Below are 18,553 nucleotides of genomic sequence, written 5' to 3'. Positions count from 1 at the left end.
AGGAGGGGCTGACGGCGACCCCGTGGGCGGGAAAGGGTCCCCGGCCCTCGCCGAGGTCCCCCGCGACGAGTACGATCCGGCCAACACGCGTACAAGCTGGGAGGACGGACGTTGGGGCGGTTGACCGGCGGGGATCCCTCTCTGCTGCGACGGATCAATTCCGCGGTGGTGCTGCACGCCCTGCGTGCCACGGACTGCGCGACCCTCACCGAGATCACCCGGGTGACCGGATTGTCACGGCCGACGGTCGAAGGAGTCGTCGAGGGGCTGATCGAGAACGGGCTCGTCGTCGAGAAGGCGGCCGAGGAGGGCGCCACGCGGCGCCAGGGGCGCCCGGCGCGCAGATTCCGGTTCCGGGCCGAGGCGGGACATCTGCTGGGCCTGGAGATCGGCCCGCACCGCGTCGCGGCGCTCCTCGCGGACCTGGACGGGCGCGTGATGGGCGCGATGGCCAAGGACGTGGACGAGACGGCGTCCGCCGACGAACGGCTGGAACGGCTGCGGATGGCGGTCGCCGAACTGCTGCGCAGGGCCGGTGTCGCCCGTAGCTCCCTGCGGGCGGTGGGCGTGGGAAGCCCCGGCATCGTGGAGGCGGACGGCACTGTGCGCCTGGGCACAGCGCTGCCGGAATGGACGGGCCTGCCGCTGGGCGAGCGGCTGAGCCGCTCCTTCAAATGCCCGGTGCTCGTGGAGAACGACGCCAACACGGCGGCGGTCGCCGAGCACTGGAAGGGGGCGGCGACCGAGTCCGACGACGTCGTATTCGTCCTGGCGGGGCTGAGTCCGGGCGCCGGCTCGCTGATCGGCGGGCGGCTGCACCGGGGATACGGCGGGGCGGCCGGTGAGATCGGCGCGCTGCATCTGCTCGGCCGCGACGTCACTCCCGAGACGCTGCTGTCGACCACGGACGAACCATTGCACCCGCTCGACGAGCAGGCGGTGGCCAAGGTGTTCGCACTGGCCAAGGGTGGCGACCAACGGGCGCGCGCGGCCGTCGACCGCTTCATCCAGCGACTGGTGCACGACGTGGCGGCCCTGGTCCTCGCCCTCGATCCGGAACTGGTCGTCATCGGCGGCTGGGCAGCCGGTCTGGACGGCGTACTGGAGCCGCTGCGGCGGGAGTTGGCGCGCTACTGCCTGCGCCCGCCCAAGGTGGCCCTGTCCATGCTGGGGGAAGCGGCCGTGGCGACCGGAGCGCTGCGCCTGGCCCTCGACCACGTGGAGGAACAACTGTTCGCGGTGGAGGGAACCGTGACGGCGCGCCGCTGACACGACAGCGCAGCATCCGCTGTAGCTGTAGCTGTAGCTGTAGCTAGGAAAAAAACATCGCGCCCCGGAGTGTTCCGGGGCGCGACGGGTGTCGTCCGGGACGCGCAGAGAAGTGCGCGTCGGTCCGGGCAGGACGGCTCAGGAAGCGCGACGCTCCGGGTCGTGGTGGATCTCCACGCCACCGGAGTCACCGAACGTGAGCCGGCAGGTGTCCGCGCGGTACGTGGCCATGGAGACCGCTGCCGTACGCCCCTCGGTGAAGAAACGGGTGGTGACGACCAGAACGGGCGCTCCGGGAAGGCGGTCGAGCTCCTTGGCGTCGTCCGCGCGGGCCGAGCCGAGCTCGACGGCACGGTCCTGGCCTTCCAGTTCCAGGCGCTGGAGTTCCCGCAGCACAGCACGCGCGCGTGCGGCACCCGAGGGCGCGTCGATCGCAGACAGGTCCGGCACCGAGGACGCCGGGATGTACAGGAGCTCGGCGGCGACGGGCTGGCCGTGCGTCACCCGGGAACGGCGCACCGTGTGAACCAGTTCGCTGGCGGCGGTCTCCAGGATGTCTGCCACTGACGCGGGCGGTGCCGCCACGGTGCAGTCCGCGGCGTGCCAGGCGTCGCCGGCCGCCCCCGGCCACACGTGCTGTTCTGTTCCGACGGCCACACCCATACGCGGCGGCGCGACCGTGGTGCCCACGCCGCGACGGCGCTGCAGCCGGCCTTCCAGTTCGAGCTGTTCGAGCGCCTGGCGCAGCGTGGCCCGAGCGACACCGAAGCGGGCCGCCAGATCACGTTCGTTGGGCAGGATCTCGCCCACGGTGAATTCGGAGTCCAGTGCTTCACTGAGCACGGTCTTGAGATGCCAGTACTTAGGTTCCGGCACCGATTCCAACTGCGTGGTCCCCACCCTGTCCTCCGCAATCGCCGTGGCCCGGCGGCGTTTTAACGCCCTTGTTTATTAAAGGTTCCTGCACTATCCCTGCGACGATAGGGCCGCCCCCACCCTTGGTCAAGACCAATCCTCGATCCCTTGTGGATTGCACAGGCGGTCCGCCGCAGAGCGTTCACGGGGTGTTCTCGCTGGGCGATGTCCCTGACACAACAGCGAAAGCCCCCGTCCGAAGACGGGGGCTTTCGCTGCCGTTCGGCGCCTCGGACCGAGGCGTTCGTCAGTGGTCAGTCGGCGGAGAGCGACACCAGCTTCTCCGGGTTGCGCACGATGTAGACGCACTGGATGCGGCCGTCCGCGACGTCCAGCTGGATGATGCTGTCCGGCTTGCCCTCGGACAGCGCGAGCACCGCGACACCGCCGTTGACCTCGAGGAAGCGGAACGACAGGCCCGGTACACCCTTCCTGGTGACGCCGATGACGAAGCGGCCGACCTTGTCTGCGGAGTCGAGGACCCGCAGCGGCGCCTGGGCCAGGCCTCCGCTGTCGCCGATGAGGCGCGCCTCCGGTGCCAGCAGCGACATGAGCCCCTCGAGATCGCCCCCGCCCGCCGCGGCGAGGAACCGCTCGGTGAGGTCACGGCGTTCGGCCGGGTCGACCTCGTAGCGGGGCCGTCGTTCCTCGACGTGCTTGCGCGCCCGCCCGGCGAGTTGACGCACCGCCGGTTCTCCCCGGTCGAGGACGGCGGCGATGTCGGCGTACGGATAGCCGAACGCCTCCCTCAGGACGAACACCGCGCGTTCCAGCGGCGAAAGGGACTCCAGGACGACGAGGACGGCGAGGGAGACGGAGTCCGCGAGGACGGCCCGTTCGGCACTGTCAGGGACGGTGTCGCCGAAGTCGGTGACGTACGGCTCCGGGAGCCATGGTCCGACGTACGCCTCGTGGCGCGACTGGACCTGGCGCAGTCGGTCGATGGCGAGCCGGGTGGTGACGCGGACCAGGTAGCCGCGCGGTTCACGCACGTCCGACCGGTCGTCGGCGGACCAGCGCAGCCACGCCTCCTGAACGACGTCCTCCGCGTCGGCCACCCGCCCGAGCATGCGGTACGCCACGCCCATCAGTACGGGGCGATGTTCTTCGAAGACATCGGTCGCGGTGTCGATTGCCACCGCACCATCCCACCCGACACCTTCCCTCGTGTCCAGGCGAAATCGCCGACCCGGAGCACAATGACGGCGGGCCGCCGCCGGCCCGCGGTCTCGAAACGGGAGGAACGACGATGCGATACGGGGTTCTGGGCACGGGCGACGTGGGGCGCGCGCTTGCCGGCAAACTGGTCGAGGTGGGCCACGAGGTCTGTCTGGGTTCGCGCACGAAGGACAACGCGGCGGCCGTCGAGTGGGCCGGCGGTTCGGGTCCCACTGCCCGTCACGGCACGTTCGCGGACGCCGCGGCGTTCGGCGAGGTGGTAGTGAACGCGGTGGGCGGGCGGGTCGCTCTCACCGTGCTGCGGTCGGCCGGCGAGGAACAACTGGACGGCAAGGTACTGCTGGACGTCTCCAACCCCATGGCGTTCGAGGACGGCGAGATGCGGCTCTCTCCTGTCGAGTCGGACAGCGTGGGCGAGCAGATCCAGCGCGCGTTCCCGCAGGCCCGCGTGGTGAAGAGCCTCAACACCGTCAACTGCCAAGTAATGGTCGACCCCGCCAGGGTGCCAGGAGAGCACCAGATCTTCGTCTCCGGGGACGACGAGAGCGCCAAGGAGCAGGTGACGGCGCTGCTGGGGGAGTTCGGCTGGCCCGCGCACCGCGTGCTCGACCTCGGGGGCATCCGGACCGCGCGGGCCGCGGAGATGTATCTGCCCCTGTGGCTGAACCTCTTCCGAAGCATCGGGCACCCGGAGTTCAACGTGGAGGTGCACAGGGCACGCTAGCGCGGGCCGCGGGCGACGGGGAGGAGGGATACGGGTGCCGGGAGCAGGCGGCTGACAGCTGGCGGCCGACGGCTGGCGGCCAGCGGCTGGGGTGAGGTACGGGATCCCGCTCTCGGCGGGCCGGCCTGGCCGTCGTCCCCTCGGCAGCCCGGTCCCCCGGGCTGCCCGATCCGCGCCGTTCCGTTCCTGGCGTACGGTTCGTGACACCTCGGGGCTACCCGTCGGTAGCAGTTGCTGACAAGCTGTCTACAAGATGGTTCGTCACGGCGTCCAGACGAGGAGCAGTCCCATGTCCGACACGGTCACCGTCAGTCTCCCCTCCCCGAGCGGCCCGAGGGCGGTCACCCTGTCCTACGCGCGCGTGGGCGCCGGTGAACCGCTGCTCCTGCTTCACGGGATCGGCCACCACCGACAGGCCTGGGACCCGGTCGTCCCCATCCTCGCGGCCGAGCGCGACGTGATAGCCGTCGATCTCCCGGGCTTCGGCGAGTCACCGGCGCTGCCCGAGGGGCTCACCCACGACCTGTCGACGGTGGTTCCCGTGCTCGGCGCACTGTGCGAGGCGCTGGAGATCGAGCGGCCGCACGTCGCCGGCAACTCGCTAGGTGGGCTGCTGGCCCTGGAACTGGGCCGCGAGAAGCTCGTACGGTCCGTCACGGCGCTCTCGCCCGCCGGCTTCTGGTCACCGGTGGAGCGGCGCTACGCCTTCGGCGTGCTGATCGCCATGCGAGCGGCGGCCCGGCGCATGCCCCTGCCGGTCATCGACCGGCTCTCCCGCTCGGCGGCCGGGCGGATGGTGCTGACCAGCACCATCTACGCCCGGCCCGGCCGCCGTTCACCGGACGCGGTCGTCGCCGAGACACTCGCGCTGGCCCGCGCCGAGGGATTCGCCGAGACCCTCCGGGCAGGCACGAACGTCCAGTTCACGGACGACATCCCGGCGCTGCCCGTCACCGTGGCCTGGGGCACCCACGACCGACTGCTGATGCGCCGCCAGGGCGTCCGGGCCAAGCAGATCATTCCGCGGGCGCGGCTGGTGCGGCTGCCCCGCTGCGGACACGTCCCGATGAACGACGACCCGGCGCTCGTCGCCCGCGTCATCCTCGACGGCAGCAGCTGAGAGGCGGGGCACCGCTCCCCGGAAGGCTGCACGCGAACCCTGCCGCCCGCCGTCCTCGGTGACGGCGTTCGGGCAGCGTCGGCCGCCGTCCTCGGAGGCAGCCCGTGAGCCCCAGCGCCCGCCGCCCCGTGAGCAGCGTCCCACGTCGAGGAGGTCGTCGAGCGCAAACGCACCATGGACCTCGGCAACCGTTCCTAGGGACTGAGCGGGAGTGAGTCCTGTTGCCAGGACTCGTGCTCGGCCGAACGCCCCGGACGGTGTTGGGCTCCCCCACTGCCTTAAGGGCGTGGGAGGTACCCCCAGGTTGCCCGCGTTCGCTCCGCGTCCGGGCGGCACGGATCGTGTCCGTGGTCCGGGAATGCGGGGGCGGCCCGCGGCCGGAGGCCGCTGATGAACAGCGCCTCACGCCCCGGGGTGGCCGGTCGGGCCTGGACGGTCCGATGCCCGTACCCATCACGCTGGTGGGTACGGGGCGGTGCCGTCCGCCGCCGGATCGGATGCCCCGGGACGCGCCTTCCGATCGCCACGGCGGCAGCGTCGTGGCGGGTGGTTTTCCTGATGGTGCTGGTGAGGGGTTTCTGCAAGTGCTGGGCGCCCCACCTGCTGGTGCAGGCGGGGTCGACCGCGACCAGCGGGATGCCGAGTCCGGTGGCCATGGACACCAGGCGGGCCCGCAGCCGGCCCACGGGCATCCCGCTCCCGCCAACCCGGTCCAGCCCCGAGATCGGTACGTCAATTCCGCACTTTCCAGTGCTGGTTGTTCACCCGCGGTTTCCGTGTGCGCTGCGGCGCACCAGTAGTTGTGGCACTGCACACTGGCCGAATCCGTCCCCGGAGGCGTATCCATGTCGCACCGTCCGCCCAGCTCGTTTCCCGGCCGCCGCAGCGTGCTGCGCGGCTCCCTGGCCGCGTCGGCGGCACTGACCCTGCCCACCGCGCTCGGTTCGGCGCCGGCGTTCGCCCTGTCCGGCCGGCCGAAGGCGGGCTGGGGCGTCCAGGCCGGCGACGTGACCGCCGACTCCGGCCTGGTGTGGGTCCGCTCCGACCGCCCCGCCCGGATGATCGTCGAGACCTCGGCGACCGGGACGTTCCGCAACCCGCGCAGCTGGCACGGACCACTGCTGGGCGCGGACACGGACTTCACGGGGACCACCCGGCTGCGCGGACTGCCCTCCGGCGAACAGATCCACTACCGCGTCCTGCTCGCCGACCCCGACGACCCCCGGCGCACCGGCGAGCCGGTGAGCGGGACGTTCCGTACGACTCCGCACGGGCGGCGCGACGGCGTCCGCTTCCTGTGGTCGGGCGACCTGGCCGGGCAGGGCTGGGGCATCAACCCGGACATCGGCGGCTACCGCATCTACGACGCGATGGCCCGGCTCGACCCCGACTTCTTCCTGTGCAGCGGTGACAACATCTACGCGGACGGCCCGATCGCCGCGACCGCCGCGCTCCCCGACGGCAGCACGTGGCGGAACATCACGACCGAGGAGAAGTCCAAGGTCGCCGAGTCGCTGGCGGAGTTCCGCGGCAACTTCCGCTACAACCTGCTCGACGAGAACCTCAGACGGTTCAACGCCCAGGTGCCCTCCATCATCCAGTGGGACGACCACGAGGTGCGCAACAACTGGTACCCGGGTGAGGTCATCGCGAGCACGGACGCGCGCTACACCGAGAAGAGCGTCGACGTCCTGGCGGCTCGGGCCCGGCGCGCGTTCAGCGAGTACTTCCCCGTCTCGACCCTGCGGCCCGGCGACCGGGAAGGCCGTGTGCACCGGGTCGTACGGCACGGGCCGCTCCTGGACGTGTTCGTCCTCGACATGCGCACCTACCGCAACGCCAACTCCCCGGACAACCAGACCACGGACCCGCAGGGCATCCTCGGCGCCGAACAGCTCGAGTGGCTGAAGCGCGAGCTGCCGCGCTCGCGCGCCGTGTGGAAGGTGATCGCCGCGGACATGCCGCTCGGCCTCGTCGTGCCGGACACGACCGAAGGACAGCCGAACATCGAGGCGGTCGCGCAGGGCGACCCGGGCCTGCCCCTCGGACGTGAGCTGCAGCTGGCCGAGCTGCTGCGGTTCGTCAAGCACCGGCGGATCACGGGCACGGTGTGGCTCACCGCCGATGTGCACCACACCTCGGCGCAGCACTACCAGCCGTCACGGGCCGCCTTCACCGACTTCGAGCCGTTCTGGGAGTTCGTCTCCGGTCCGCTCAACGCCGGCGCCTTCCCGGCGAGCGCGCTGGACAACACGTTCGGTCCGGAGCGGGTGTTCGTGAAGGCGCCCGTCGCCTCGAACGTCTCGCCCGCCGGCGGTTATCAGTTCTTCGGCGAGGTCGACATCGACGGCGACAGCGGCGAACTGACGGTACGGCTCCGCGAACAGGACGGCACCGTGCTGTTCACCCAGGTGCTCCAGCCCGGGCGCGTAGGGCAGTAGACGTACTCGAACCGCCTGCCGCGCACCGGACCGTCCCTGGGCGCGCGGCACGGCGGGCCCGCCGTGCCAGTCACCTGACGAGCAAGTCGTCACAGGTCAGAGGGATTGTCAGTGGCCGCCTCTACGGTTTTTCCATGACGCGATCGTTGCAGGCCGTGGCCTACACCCGACCCTCCACGCTGGAGTCCGCACCGGACGGACGGCGCCTGGGACTTGAGACCTCGCGGGGCGCGACGCCCACGGGGATCGAGGACCATCCGCGGTTCTTCGCGGGCTTTCTGACGTCGCCTCAAGTGGCGGCCGCGGGACTGCTGGCGGTGGCCGATGTCGCTGCGGCTCGCTACTACCAGCCGCAGCTGCGCGCCTCCCTGGACCCGGTGGTCACGGGCAACGGCGACCGGCTCCGGTTCGAGTCCTTCTCCGGCTGCGGCGGGGTGTACGCGCGTCTGGACGTCCTGACAGCGGGCCTCGACGGGGACGAGATCGGGCACGGGACGACGAATGTCGACGTGAACAACCCGCTGCGCGAGGCCCTTTCCCGCATCGGAACGGACGATCCGCTGCACCTTCGGGTCGGCCCCGACGAAATGGCCGTGACCACGCTGGACGGACCGGTGGTGGAGAAGAAGGTGCCGTTGCCGGACCGCTGGCTGCGGGGATTCGCCGAGGCCCAGGTGATAGCGGCCGGGTTCGATCTGCGGGCCGAGCTGCCCGCGGCGGAGGCCGTGCGGTTCCTGCGCTCCCTGCCGCGCGGCACCGCGCGCGGGATGTCGGGAGGTCCGCGGTGGGTGGTGCCGACAGGCCGGGGACTGCGTCCGACGACCCGGCCGGTTCCGGGGGCGGTGTGTCTGCCCGGCCCCGAGCGGCTGATCGCGCTCCAGCGGGTGCTGCGCCATGCGACGGCCCTGCGGGTGTACGGCCCACCGGTCACCGGTGAAGCCGTCGCGGCCGGCGCCTGGGAGGCCGTCCTGCCCGGCATGCGGCTCACGCTCACGCTGTCGCCGGACGCCTCCCGGGGCTTCTCCGGGGAGGGCGGGGTTCTGGACGCCCTCGCCACTGACGAGGCCGGCGAGGACGCGGAGCTGATCGCGGTGCTCCTGGCCTGGGAGCCGCGCGTCGACGTGGGCGACCTGGCCGCCGCCTCCGGCCTGCCGGCCGAGCGGGTGAGGGCCGCCCTGGTCCGGCTGGGCACCTCGGGGCGCGTGGGGTACGACACCGCGGAGGCGGCGTACTTCCACCGCGAACTGCCCTATGAGGCGGGGCGGGTCGAGCGGCACAATCCGCGCCTGCGGTCGGCCCGCGCCCTGGTGTCGGCGGGTGCGGTGGCCCTGGACGGCGCCATCGGCACGGTGACGGCCGACGACGGACATGTGCAGCGGGTCCGCGACGACGCGGGAACGCTGAGCTGCTCCTGCCTGTGGTGGGCGAAGTACCGGGGCGGACGCGGGCCCTGCAAGCACGCCCTCGCGGTGCGGATGGTGCGGCGGGGCGCTCGGGCCGAGCACGGGGACAGTCCGGCTCCGGCCGGCGGACGACGCGAAGAATTCCTGGAAGTTCCGGTCGACGGGGGCGATGTGCGATGAGCGGCGAAGCACTGTTGAACGCGGTACGGGCGGGGCGGACGGTCGAGGCCGCCGGTCTCCTGGACGGGATGACCGACGGCGAACGCCGCGCCTGTCTGCCCGCGTTGAAGGAACTCCGCAAGGAGTTGCGGACCGCGCCGTGGAACGCGGAATCCCGAGTGGCCTATCCCGCGCTGCACGCGGCGGGAGCCGCTTGTCACACGGGCGCCGCAGGGGCGGCGACCTGGATCGCCGCGGCCGACATGCGCTGGTCCCAGGCCTCCCCCGGTGTCCTCCTCCATGTGCTGGGCGACCGCGAGTCCGACTGGCTCGCCGACCTGACGCACCGGCTCGCCGGTCGGCCGGTGACGTCCCGGCTCCCGTTCGCGCTTCTGTCGGGGCTGGTGGGGCTGTCCGGCTGCGAGGTTCCGACGACCGACGCCTATGTGCAGGGCTGGTTCGAGCACATCGGTGCTTCGTGGCACAGCGGAGGCACCGTGGTGCAGCGACTGCGCAAGGAGCCGCACCTGCCCCGGATGATCGCCGCCCTCTTCGAGTCGCTGGAGGTCACGGGGCGGATCACGTGGTTGTTCGGCGACGGACCTGGCAGCTGGTACAACGCCCTCGCCGAACTGGCCGAGGAGGGCGACCTCGACCGCAAGGTTCTGGTGGACGCCTGCGTGGCCCGGCTGCTGCGCGGCGGCGTCCCCGCCGACCAACGGGTGTTCCTGCGCCTGTTGTCGTCCCTCGGCCCGACACGTGAGGAGGAACGCGAGCGCACCTCCGACTGGACGGCGCTCGCCTGCCAGGCCGTTCCGGCCGTCGCCTGGCACGCGCAGTCGGTGCTCGCCGCTCTCGCGCTGGACGGCGAGTTGACGTCCCGGCAGCTGGCCGAGATGTCCTCGGGCGTACTCTTCCGCACCGAGAAGAAGCTGGTACGGGCCCAGCTCGTCCTGCTGGGCAAGGTCCTCAGGCACGATCCGTCCACGGCGGATGTACTGCTGCCCGCGGTGGCGGAAGCCTTCGGGCACGAGGACACGGAGGTGCAGGAGCGTGCGCTGAAGCTGGTGGAGCGCCATGTCACCGCACTGCCCGACTCGGGTGACGCGCGGGATCGGCTCGGCGAGCTCGCCGACGACTTGAGTCCGGGGCTGCGGCTGCGGGCGCAGCGACTCCTCGGCATCGAGGCTCTCGGCTCCGCTTCGGTGGTCCAGGAGGAAGTGCTGCCGCCCGTCCCGGAGCGGGCGCGGCTGGCGACGGCACCGGACTCGGTGACCGAACTGGCCGAGGAGGTCAGCGCGCTGCTGGCGTCCGGTGGCGGCGTCGCGGCGTTCGAGCGCACCCTGGACGGCCTGGTCCGCCACGCCCACCGCGACCGGGACGCTCTGGTGGAGGCCCTCGGCCCCGTGGTCGCGCGATTCTGGTGGGGGGACGGCGATTCGCGGTACTCGAACGCGGGCAGGCACTACCGTGAGTCGCCACAGGGTCTCGAAGTCGTCCTCGCGACCCTGTTCGAGCAGATCGACATGGACACGCTCCATGCTGCGGTGCAGCAGGGCACGACAAGCGGCAACTGCCACCACAGTGCTCTGTCCCGCGCTTTCGAGGCGCGCCTGTGGGAAGTGTCCTACCGGCTCCGCGCCGACCCGATGCCGTTCCTGCTGGCCACTCCCACCTGGGACACCGGGCTGCTGGAGCCCGACGAGCTGGTGGCACGCCTCACCGAGTACCGGCGGCTCGACGCCCGGCCGGGCACCGCCGACTTCGCGCAGGCGCTGCTGCGAGTACGGCGCGACGACCCGGCGACGGCGGCGGCGGCCGCGGCGCGGGCCCGCGCGCTCGGCAGCCCCGAGGGGTACCGGCTGGCTCAGTGGCTCGCCGCCGAAGGCCCGCTGCTTCCGGAGAGCCGCCGACGGACCTCAGGCGTCCGTATCCTGCTGGAACTGGGTGAACTCGAAGACATACAAGGCCTGTTCCCCCCGGAGTTCCGGCATCTGGGACGCCCCTTCACGGTGTTCAAGGACCGCTGGTACTGCCGGCACTGGGGCGTCAGGGGCCTGCAGCACTGGCCGGCCGTGGTACCGGGACGGCGGGAGCTGGTGGCGGCGCGGCTGCTGGGCGACATCAGCACGGCCGCGGTGGAGGACAGTCGCGCGGACGCCGCGATACTGCCGCTCCTCGCCGAGGCCGACGGTGAGGCGGGCGAAGCACTGCACCTGTGCGTGGCGTACGGGCTCGGGGCCCGGCATCCCGAGGACCGGCTCGCCGCGGTGGACGCCCTGCTGATCCTCGCCGCGCGGGGGCAGCTCGACGCCGGGCGGCTCGGCACGGACATCGGGGAGCTGGTGCGCAGGGGAGCGCTGAAGCAGTCCCGGCTGGCCGAGTCGATACGCACGGCGGCGGCCACGGGCGCGTACGCCACCGTCTGGTCCGTGCTGCGCGACCTGCTGCCGGTCCTGCTGGCCGACCTGGCAGCGGACGGGGCGGGCGGCGGCCCGGTGCGGGGGCTCGGCGAGCTGCTGGCTGTCGCGGCCGACTGTGCCGAGCGGTCCGGGGCCCGCGGTGATCTCGCGCATCTCGCCGGGACCGCCGAGCGGCGCGGCTCGTCCAAGGTGGTGACGCAGGCCCGGCGGCTACGGACGGCGCTGACGCAGGAGGCCGCCGCCTGACGTAGGGCCGCCACATTCCTGGGACAGGGCGATCAGGGATCGGGCGGCCCTGACCAGGTGAGCAGTCCGCTCGCGCGTTCGAGGCAAAAGACCCGTAAAAAGAACTGCAAAAAGGGCAGAACGACACTTAACCGATCAGTCACAAGCCGTTCGTGATCACGCAACACCGTTCCTTCACAGTGACTGTATGACTCCAGACATGTCTGATGTGACGCGTGCGAAGCACGGACGGCCCGTCCACCACTGGCGGCGGGACATCGTCGAACTCGCCGCACTGTTCACGGCCGTAGCGGTCGCGGACGGTGTGGCCAATCTGATCGGGCACGGGCCGGACGGTACCGCGCTGCTGCTCATCTCCGCGGTGATCCTGGTCGCCACGGCCGGATTCCACACATGGTGGGCACGGCGCCACGGTCACGCGCCGCCGACGAGCGATCCCGGCGCCCGGCCGCCCTCGGACGGGCGAGCGGGCGGGCTTCCCGGGGAAGAGGCGGGAACCGCCGCACCGGTGGCCGGCGTTGAGGCGACCGTGCTGTGGCGGATGCGTACGACGGTCAAGGACGCGCCGGGTTCGCTCGCCGCACTGTGCACGGCGCTCGCACAGCACCAGGTCGACATCCTGAGCCTCCAGACGCACCCGCTGGCGGACGGGACGGTCGACGAGTTCCTGCTGCGCGCCCCCGCCGAGCTGGCCACGTCCGAGATCACCCGCAATGTGGCGCAGGCGGGCGGCACCGCGACCTGGATCGAGCGGGCCGACGCCCACGATCTGGTGGACGCGCCGACCCGGGTGCTCGGCCTGGCCACCCGCACCGCCCTCGACGCCTCCGAACTGCCGCTCGCGTTGCGGCAGTTGCTCGGCCGGTGCACGATCCGCTCGCTGCCCGCCGTCTCTCCCGTCTCCGGCCGGGCCGCGGAAGGGGCTCCCGTGGAGGGGGCACTCGAGGACACGGTGATGCGGCTGCGGGCACCGGAGGGCGGGGTGATCACGGTGGAGCGGCCGTATCTGCCGTTCACACCGACCGAGTTCGCCCGGGCGCGGGCACTGGTCGAGCTGGACGCGCGGCTCGGTCCGCGCATTCCGGGCGGGCAGGACATGCTGACGCTTCCTCAAGGCAACGCGATCACCGTACGGCGAGCCGACGCCGCCGACGTCGAGGCCGCCAAGGCGATGCACGAGCGCTGCTCGCCGCGCACGCTGAGCATGCGGTACCACGGCCCCGTCGGCGACGCGGACCGCTACCTCAGCCACCTGCTCAGCCCCAGTTTCGGACGCACTCTGGCCGTCCAGACGGCATCCGGCAGGATCGTCGGGCTCGGCCATCTCCTGTGGGACGGCGACGAGACGGAGGTCGCGCTGCTCGTCGAGGACGACTGGCAGCGGCGCGGCATCGGCGTCGAACTGCTGGGCCGCCTGGTGACGATGGCCGTCGAGGCCGGCTGCGAGAGCGTGTACGCCGTCACGCAGGCATCCAACACCGGAATGGTGGCCGCCATGCGCAGCCTCGGCCTCCCGCTCGACTACCAGATCGAGGAGGGCACCCTGGTCATCACCGCCCGCCTGGACGCCGCACCGGTGAGCTCGCGTCTGCCGTACGACCAGGGCCAGAGCCACGCACAGCACGGAACGTGGACCAGTCGGGACTAGCCGCCCCCAGAGTTCGGGGCCGCGGCCCCGTCGGCCCGCGGGCCCGTCCGTTCGCAGACCTGGGCGTCCGGGGCGGACGGGTCCGCGGACCCGTCCGCTCCCCCCGCCACCGCTCCACCGCTCCACCGCCGGGATGCCGGCCGGTCGGCCGCCCGCCGCCCGGCGCGGGCATGCCGGGCGGCGGGCGGTTCGGAGCAAACGAAGGTCCGGTACTGGTGGGCAGAGGCGAGGACCCGTGCAGCGGCGGTCCGACGTGAGAGCCCGGGGTACTCACGGACCACCGCGAGAAGCCGGGGGCAGGGACCGGCGCGAAGACCCGGGCCTACCGCTCCCGCCCGGCGCAGGCACGCCGGGTGGCGGCGGTTCGCCCGACGCGAGAGCCCCGGGTACCGCCGATCGGCCCGAGAAGCCGAGTGGCGCCGGACCCGCCCGAGAAGCCGGGTCAGCCACTCCGCCCGGCGCAGGCACGCCAGGTGGCGGCGGTTTCGCCCGAGGTGAGGCTCCCAGGTCGCGGCCGACCTGTGCCATACCCCGGGGACCAGCTGACCGGCGGAACGAAGTCCGCAGCGGCGCCGGGGTGCCCATGACTCACCCGGCACCTCCGGACACGGCCACCACCGTCGACAACCGCCAAGCACCCCTGGTGCCGCCGGGCACTGCGTGTGCCGCTGGTGCGACCGGGCCGGCCCCCGCCAGGCATTGCCGGTGCCGCCCGGCGCTGCCTGCGTCGCCCGGCACCCCCCGAGGCGCCGCCAGACGTCAGTGTCACTCCCCCGCACCCTCAGCCCCCGCTGGTGAACCCCAGTGCTCCCTCCAGGTCGGACCACAGGTCGTCCACATCCTCCAGGCCTACCGACAGGCGCAGCAGGCGGTCGCTCACGCCCGCGTCCTGGCGGTCCGCCGTGGGGACGATGCGGTGGCTTATGGAGGCCGGGTGCTGGATGAGGCTGTCGACGCTGCCGAGGCTCACGGCGGGGGTGATCAGCCGGACTCCGGCGATCACGTCGTGCGGGTCGCCGTGCACCTCGAAGGCGATCATGGCGCCACCGATGCGCGGATAGTGGACGCGGGCGACGCGCGGATCGTCGGCGAGCCGGCGGGCGAGTTCCGCGGCGTTCGAGGACGCGGCCCGGACCCGTACCGGCAGGGTCGAAAGGCCCCGCAGCAGCAGATAGCCGGCCAGTGGATGCAGGACACCCCCCGTCGCGAACCGCACCTGGCGCAGCTTCCGGGCGAACTCCTCGTCGCACGCGACCACTCCGGCCATCACGTCCCCGTGTCCGCCCAGGTACTTGGTGGCACTGTGCAGGATCAGGCGCGCGCCGTGTTCGGCAGGGCGTTGCAGCACGGGCGTGGCGAAGGTGTTGTCGGCGAGGAGCGGGACGGAACCGCAGGAGTGGGCCACGGCCCGCAGATCGAGCTCGGCGAGCGTCGGGTTGGCCGGGGACTCGACCATCACGAGGCCCGTGTCCGGACGCAGCGCGTCGGCGATGCCGGCCGGGTCGACCCAGGTGACCTCGCTGCCGAGCAGCCCTGCCGTGAGGAGGTGGTCGCTGCAGCCGTACAGGGGACGTACGGCGACGACATGGCGCAGCCCCATCGCGTTGCGTACGAGGAGGACGGCGCTCAGCGCGGCCATGCCGCTCGCGAAGGCGACCGCGCTCTCGGTGCCTTCGAGGCGCGCGAGGGCGGTCTCGAAGCGGGCGACGGTCGGATTGCCGAGGCGGGCGTAGACGGGCGGGCCCTCGGGTTCGGCGCCGTCGGCCGCGAAGGCGTCGATCCGGGCGGCCTCACCGCGGCTGTCGTACGAGGGGTAGGTGGTGGACAGGTCGATCGGGGCCGCGTGCAGCCCCAGACCCGCCAGATCCTCCCGGCCGGCGTGCACGGCTTCGGTGGCGAGTGCCCTGGTCCGAGCCGCGAAGACCTGGCGGTTTCCGCTCAGGTCGTCCTGCGCGTCCTGCGCGCCCTGCGTGTCGTACACAACGGAGTCCATGGGCGGAAGCCTGAACACCGGGCGGGGTTCGGGCGCCACATCCCGTGTTACGTTCGCGCCATGGCCGATTCCGTCGTACTCGATCCGGTGGATCTTCATCTGTTGCGGTTGTTGCAGAACGACGCACGGACGACGTACCGCGATCTCGCCGCGCAGGTGGGGGTCGCGCCCTCGACCTGCCTCGACCGGGTGACCCGACTGCGGCGGGCAGGGGTGATTCTCGGCCATCAGCTGCGGCTGGACCCGGCGAAGCTCGGACGGGGTCTGGAGGCGTTGCTGTCCGTACAGGTGCGGCCGCACCGCCGGGAACTGGTGGGGCCCTTCGTGGACCGGATCAAGCTGCTGCCGGAGTCCCGGACCGTCTTCCATCTCACCGGTCCCGACGACTACCTCGTCCATGTCGCGGTCGCGGACATGTCGGATCTGCAGCGGCTGGTGCTCGACGAGTTCACCTCGCAGCGGGAGGTGGCGCGGGTCGAGACGCGGTTGATATTCCAGCAGTGGGACTGCGGCCCCCTGCTGCCGCCTGCCGCGCCGGGGACATCGTCCCCGGCCAAATCCGGCTGATGCGGTGAAAAAGCCCGGTGGACCGGGCTGACGCGGCGCCCGTCCCCGTATGAGGATGTGCGCATGTCACAGACGAAGAACCCGCTGCCCCGCGAGGTCGCCGACGCGTACGTCGACGAGCTCATCGCCCTCGACCCGGTCCTCGGCACCTACCTCGGTGTGAAGGAGAGTCACAGCAGGCTCCCCGACACCTCGCCCACCGGCCAGGACGCCGTCGCCGAGCTGGCGCGGGTGACACTCGCGCGGCTGGACGAGGCGGAGCGGCAGCCGGGCGCGGAACGTGACATCGAGCGCCGTTGCGCCCGGCTGCTGCGTGAACGGCTCACCGCCGCACTCGCGGTCCACGACGCGGGCGAGGGCCTGCGGTCGGTCGGCAATCTGCACACGGCGGCGCACAGTGTGCGGCAGGTCTTCACCCTGACACCGACTGAGACCGACGAGGACTGGGCCGCGGTCGCCGAGCGGCTGCGCGCGGTACCGGCCGCGCTCTCGGGCTACCGGGAGTCGCTTGCGCTCGGGCTCGACCGCAAGCTGTACGCGGGCCCGCGCCCGACCGCGACGTTCATCGAGCAGCTCACCGAGTGGTCGGACACGGACGGCCAGGGCCGCGGCTGGTTCGAGGACTTCGTCTCGGCGGGCCCCGACTCCGCGCGCGAGGAGCTGGACACGGCGGCGCGTACCGCGACGGAGGCGCTGGTCGCCCTGCGGGACTGGATGCGCGAGGTGTACGCGCCCACGATCGAGGGCGCGCCGAACACGGTGGGCCACGAGCGGTACGCGCGGCTGGCCCGGTACTTCAACGGTACGGATCTCGACCTCGACGAGGCGTACGCGTACGGCTGGGCCGAGTACCACCGTCTCCTCGGCGAGATGCGGACCGAGGCCGAGAAGATCCTGCCCGGCGCGGCCACACCCTGGGTGGCGCTCGCGCACCTCGACGAGCACGGCCGGCACATCGAGGGCGTCGACGAGGTCCAGAGGTGGCTCCAGGGGCTGATGGACGAGGCGATCACGGCCCTGGACGGCACGCACTTCGAACTCGCCGAGCCGGTACGGAAGGTGGAGTCCCGCATCGCACCGCCCGGCGGTGCGGCGGCCCCGTACTACACCGCCCCGTCGCAGGACTTCTCGCGGCCGGGCCGCACCTGGCTGCCCACGATGGGACAGACCCGCTTCCCCGTCTACGATCTCGTCTCGACCTGGTACCACGAGGGGGTGCCCGGCCATCACCTCCAGCTCGCGCAATGGGCGTACGTCGTCGACGACCTGTCCCGCTACCAGGCCACCGTCGGCCAGGTCAGCGCCAACTGCGAGGGCTGGGCGCTGTACGCGGAGCGGCTGATGGACGAGCTCGGCTTCCTGGCCGACGCGGAGCAGCGGCTCGGCTACCTCGACGCGCAGATGATGCGGGCCGCCAGGGTCATCGTCGACATCGGCATGCACCTGGAACTGGAGATCCCCGCCGACTCCCCCTTCCACCCGGGCGAGCGGTGGACTCCGGACCTGGCGCAGGAGTTCTTCGGCGCGCACAGCAGCCGGCCGGCCGATTTCGTGGAGAGCGAGCTGACCCGCTACCTCACGATGCCCGGCCAGGCCATCGGCTACAAGCTCGGCGAACGCGCCTGGCTGCTGGGCCGTGAGAACGCGAAGAAGCGCCACGGTGACGCGTTCGACGCGAAGGCCTGGCACATGGCCGCTCTGTCCCAGGGTTCGCTGGGCCTGGACGACCTGGTGGACGAACTGTCCCGGCTCTGACGGCCCCGCGCGGCGGCCGGAGCCGGCCGCCGCGCCCCCTGTCAGAGCGCCCCGATGCCAGTCCCCAAGGGTGTCAGGGCATCAGAGGGTCAGGGCGTCAGCCGACGCAGTTGTACGAGGCCCACCCACGTCTCGGGTCCCGGTTCGACACGGGCCGCGCGGACCCCGTACCGGCCCGGTTCGAGCGCCACCCTCAGGTGGTCCGTGCTCTCGAAGGCGGCGCCCGGCCAGGCGGCGTCGAAGAGGATGACGGGGCCGGGCACGTTCCACCGCGCTTCCGGCTCCCACACCGCCTCCGCCAGCGCCGCCGGGACGACGGAGAGCAGTTCGTCCTCGGACTCGGCGGCGCACCAGCGTACGAAGGCGCCGTGCTCGGGGAGGTAGGTGGTCGAGGCGGGATCGTCGCCGAGGACGAGGGCCCTGGTGTCGCCCACGGGCAGGAAGCCGATGAACCCGTCGACGTCACAGGCCCGGTCGTAGTCGCAGGACATGTCGTCGCCGTCGGCCCCCGACCAGAACGGGAGCACCACTTCCGGAATCGCTATGAGCGGCCCGCCGCCCGACTCCACCCACTGGACCGCACCAGGGTCCGCGTATCTTGGCATGCGCAGAAGTTACACGGCACGCGTCAGCCCCCGTACAGCAGGCATCCTCAGGAGGCCGGAGGCAGACATCGACGCGCAACGCGGGTGCCGAAGCCGTCGGCGCGAT

At 72.0% G+C, this 18,553-nt stretch carries 13 protein-coding genes and 1 pseudogene; 9 read left to right on the top strand and 5 right to left on the bottom strand.

The features are described from left to right. Positions 1 to 111 precede the first annotated feature (111 nt). Positions 112 to 1,269 (top strand): ROK family transcriptional regulator, encoded by a 1,158-nt coding sequence (locus N4G66_RS12965; RefSeq protein WP_261704202.1) that lies wholly within the window; start codon positions 112 to 114, stop codon positions 1,267 to 1,269. 138 nt (positions 1,270 to 1,407) lie between these two features. Here N4G66_RS12965 and N4G66_RS12960 read toward each other — a convergent pair whose 3' ends face one another. Further along, complete coding sequence (locus N4G66_RS12960; RefSeq protein ID WP_261704201.1) at positions 1,408 to 2,169, bottom strand: GntR family transcriptional regulator; 762 nt, start codon at positions 2,167 to 2,169, stop codon at positions 1,408 to 1,410. Positions 2,170 to 2,438: 269 nt separating this feature from the next. Next, positions 2,439 to 3,323, bottom strand: coding sequence for an RNA polymerase sigma-70 factor (locus N4G66_RS12955; protein WP_261704200.1), 885 nt, complete (start codon positions 3,321 to 3,323; stop codon positions 2,439 to 2,441). Between the two features lie 110 nt (positions 3,324 to 3,433). Between N4G66_RS12955 and N4G66_RS12950 the strand changes: the two genes are divergently transcribed. Continuing rightward, positions 3,434 to 4,087 (top strand): NADPH-dependent F420 reductase, encoded by a 654-nt coding sequence (locus N4G66_RS12950; protein WP_261704199.1) that lies wholly within the window; start codon positions 3,434 to 3,436, stop codon positions 4,085 to 4,087. Positions 4,088 to 4,376: 289 nt separating this feature from the next. Then, a complete protein-coding gene (locus N4G66_RS12945; protein ID WP_261704198.1) occupies positions 4,377 to 5,207 on the top strand; it encodes an alpha/beta fold hydrolase in 831 nt (276 codons plus the stop codon). Between the two features lie 194 nt (positions 5,208 to 5,401). Here the strand turns inward: N4G66_RS12945 and N4G66_RS12940 are convergent. Next, positions 5,402 to 5,905 (bottom strand): annotated as a pseudogene (locus N4G66_RS12940) (hypothetical protein); the annotation flags it as partial. 147 nt (positions 5,906 to 6,052) lie between these two features. Between N4G66_RS12940 and N4G66_RS12935 the strand changes: the two are divergent. From N4G66_RS12935 to N4G66_RS12920, 4 genes are all read left to right on the top strand, one after another. Further along, entirely contained in the window at positions 6,053 to 7,648 is a 1,596-nt protein-coding gene (locus N4G66_RS12935) for an alkaline phosphatase D family protein (RefSeq protein WP_261704197.1), read from the top strand. A gap of 134 nt (positions 7,649 to 7,782) precedes the next feature. Further along, positions 7,783 to 9,231 carry an SWIM zinc finger family protein gene (locus tag N4G66_RS12930; RefSeq protein WP_261704196.1) on the top strand — a complete coding sequence of 483 codons (1,449 nt, stop codon included), beginning with the start codon at positions 7,783 to 7,785 and terminating at the stop codon, positions 9,229 to 9,231. Next, the gene (locus N4G66_RS12925; RefSeq protein ID WP_261704195.1) at positions 9,228 to 11,879 is read left to right on the top strand and encodes a DUF7824 domain-containing protein; all 2,652 of its coding nucleotides are present in this window, start codon (positions 9,228 to 9,230) and stop codon (positions 11,877 to 11,879) included. The genes N4G66_RS12930 and N4G66_RS12925 overlap by 4 nt, the downstream gene beginning before the upstream one ends. Before the next feature lie 199 nt (positions 11,880 to 12,078). Continuing rightward, a complete protein-coding gene (locus tag N4G66_RS12920) occupies positions 12,079 to 13,527 on the top strand; it encodes a GNAT family N-acetyltransferase (RefSeq protein WP_261704194.1) in 1,449 nt (482 codons plus the stop codon). Positions 13,528 to 14,308: 781 nt separating this feature from the next. On the opposite strand, the gene N4G66_RS12915 is transcribed toward N4G66_RS12920, so the two are convergent. After that, positions 14,309 to 15,520, bottom strand: coding sequence for a trans-sulfuration enzyme family protein (locus N4G66_RS12915; RefSeq protein WP_261704193.1), 1,212 nt, complete (start codon positions 15,518 to 15,520; stop codon positions 14,309 to 14,311). A 60-nt stretch (positions 15,521 to 15,580) separates the two neighbouring features. Here N4G66_RS12915 and N4G66_RS12910 point away from each other — a divergent pair, with 60 nt between their 5' ends. After that, on the top strand, positions 15,581 to 16,087 hold the full coding sequence (locus N4G66_RS12910) for an Lrp/AsnC family transcriptional regulator (protein ID WP_261704192.1): 507 nt from the start codon (positions 15,581 to 15,583) through the stop codon (positions 16,085 to 16,087). A 63-nt stretch (positions 16,088 to 16,150) separates the two neighbouring features. Then, entirely contained in the window at positions 16,151 to 17,842 is a 1,692-nt protein-coding gene (locus tag N4G66_RS12905) for a DUF885 domain-containing protein (protein ID WP_261704191.1), read from the top strand. Positions 17,843 to 17,931: 89 nt separating this feature from the next. On the opposite strand, the gene N4G66_RS12900 is transcribed toward N4G66_RS12905, so the two are convergent. Continuing rightward, positions 17,932 to 18,447, bottom strand: a complete 516-nt coding sequence (locus tag N4G66_RS12900) for an immunity 21 family protein (protein ID WP_261704190.1) — start codon at positions 18,445 to 18,447, stop codon at positions 17,932 to 17,934. Positions 18,448 to 18,553: the final 106 nt, after the last annotated feature.

The sequence above is a fragment of the Streptomyces rhizosphaerihabitans genome (assembly GCF_025399795.1).
Classification (GTDB): Bacteria; Actinomycetota; Actinomycetes; order Streptomycetales; family Streptomycetaceae; genus Streptomyces; species Streptomyces rhizosphaerihabitans.
Note: the sequence above shows the minus strand (reverse complement) of the source record. Positions and strands in the feature narration are given on the sequence as shown.

Bases quoted from the DNA above. Each gene is read 5' to 3' on its own strand.
- N4G66_RS12950 (WP_261704199.1), top strand. From the start codon at position 3,434: ATGCGATACGGGGTTCTGGGCACGGGCGACGTGGGGCGCGCGCTTGCC.
- N4G66_RS12945 (WP_261704198.1), top strand. From the start codon at position 4,377: ATGTCCGACACGGTCACCGTCAGTCTCCCCTCCCCGAGCGGCCCGAGG.
- N4G66_RS12935 (WP_261704197.1), top strand. From the start codon at position 6,053: ATGTCGCACCGTCCGCCCAGCTCGTTTCCCGGCCGCCGCAGCGTGCTG.
- N4G66_RS12930 (WP_261704196.1), top strand. From the start codon at position 7,783: ATGACGCGATCGTTGCAGGCCGTGGCCTACACCCGACCCTCCACGCTG.
- N4G66_RS12925 (WP_261704195.1), top strand. From the start codon at position 9,228: ATGAGCGGCGAAGCACTGTTGAACGCGGTACGGGCGGGGCGGACGGTC.
- N4G66_RS12920 (WP_261704194.1), top strand. From the start codon at position 12,079: ATGTCTGATGTGACGCGTGCGAAGCACGGACGGCCCGTCCACCACTGG.
- N4G66_RS12915 (WP_261704193.1), bottom strand. From the start codon at position 15,520: ATGGACTCCGTTGTGTACGACACGCAGGGCGCGCAGGACGCGCAGGAC.
- N4G66_RS12910 (WP_261704192.1), top strand. From the start codon at position 15,581: ATGGCCGATTCCGTCGTACTCGATCCGGTGGATCTTCATCTGTTGCGG.
- N4G66_RS12905 (WP_261704191.1), top strand. From the start codon at position 16,151: ATGTCACAGACGAAGAACCCGCTGCCCCGCGAGGTCGCCGACGCGTAC.
- N4G66_RS12900 (WP_261704190.1), bottom strand. From the start codon at position 18,447: ATGCCAAGATACGCGGACCCTGGTGCGGTCCAGTGGGTGGAGTCGGGC.